Origin of the sequence: Campylobacter sp. IFREMER_LSEM_CL1846, assembly GCF_025772105.1 — a bacterium.
Classification (GTDB): domain Bacteria; phylum Campylobacterota; class Campylobacteria; order Campylobacterales; family Campylobacteraceae; genus Campylobacter_D; species Campylobacter_D lari_D.
This window is the reverse complement of the sequence record NZ_JAKMRM010000030.1, coordinates 1-1329: the sequence shown is the minus strand read 5'-3', so window position 1 is coordinate 1329 and position 1329 is coordinate 1. Positions and strand designations below refer to the sequence as shown.

The 1329-nt window shown below is 28.3% G+C and carries 1 protein-coding gene; it reads left to right on the top strand.

Going from position 1 to position 1329, the window contains the following annotated elements; translation table 11 throughout:
- Nucleotides 1-162: 162 nt before the first annotated feature.
- Nucleotides 163-1329: hypothetical protein (locus L8W40_RS08000; RefSeq protein ID WP_263665139.1), on the top strand; the 1167-nt coding region annotated here is incomplete at its 3' end.

The window sequence follows — 1329 nt, the reverse complement described above, 5'->3', positions numbered from 1 at the left end:
GTTAAACCCTTAATGGGTTTAACTTTGATACTCTATTAAATCTACATTTTACATTCAAGCCCACTATTAGAAATACCAAACAAATATTAATTAATTAAAAATAAAAAAATTATTTTTTTAGGATAAAATACATCCTTTTTAAAAACACATAAAGGAGATACATTGTTTTCAAATTTAAAAATAGGGACCAAAATAGTTGGAGTTGTAATTTCCATAGTAATGCTAGGTATTATAATCTTAGCAAGTATTTTTTCCATACAAGCTTCAAATATCTTACACACCGAAGCAGATAAACTACTTCAAATTAATGCTTTTAGATATGCAAATATCGTCCGTGGAGCAACAGAAAGTGTTTATTCAACTTTACTAGGAGTAGAAGATACTATAAAAAATACTATTTCAAATGAAAATAGTATTGATGATACAGAAGTGCAAAATATTTTAGAAGGTGTGCTTGATTCAAATGAAAAAATTGCATATATGTATGTTCATTTTTTTAATACCCCAATCAATCAAAATACCAACCCAAAACTACTTACAAATCAGCATAAATTTTTAATGTTACTTCATGATACTTCTTTAAAAACAGAAGGCGGCGTGCAATTAGTTCAAGCATATGATGCATTTTTACAACAACAAAGTATTAATAATGCTATATCAACACAAAAAGAATCAATAGGAAAACCTCAAATTTTCAACATCAATGGTGAAGAAATTTTTGCATACAATATTGTAATTCCAATCTTTAAAAATGGAAATATTATAGGTGTAGTTGGAGCTTTAGGAAGTTTAACGCATTTTAGAGGAGAGCTAACAGATCCAAAAAGAAGTATTTTCAAAGATGATCAAAGATTATTACTTGGTGCTGAGGGTCTAATAGCAGTTAGTCCTGTTTCTAAATTTACAGGAAAAAGTATTTCAGAAGCAAATCCTCATCCTAGTGCAAAAACATTAATACAATTACAAAAAGATAAAATAAATACTGTTTTTGACTTTACTCGCGCAAGCGATGGAAAGAAAAATAGAGCAGCAATAGCTACTTTTGATCTTTGGGATAACTCACAAGATGCTTGGTCTATTGTGACTATGGCTCCAGTTGGCTCAATACAAATGCCTATAGAAAAATTAATAGCAACTATAATTATAGTATCTCTTTTCGTAGTTTTAGCTATTGCTTTAATAGTATTTATATACATAAACAAAGCAGTAAGCTCAAGAATTGTTAATTTACAAAACAACCTACTGCACTTTTTTAAATTTATCAATCATGAAACCAAAGATACTATTTTAAGTAAAGATACTAAAAGCAATGATGAGTTAAGTATCATG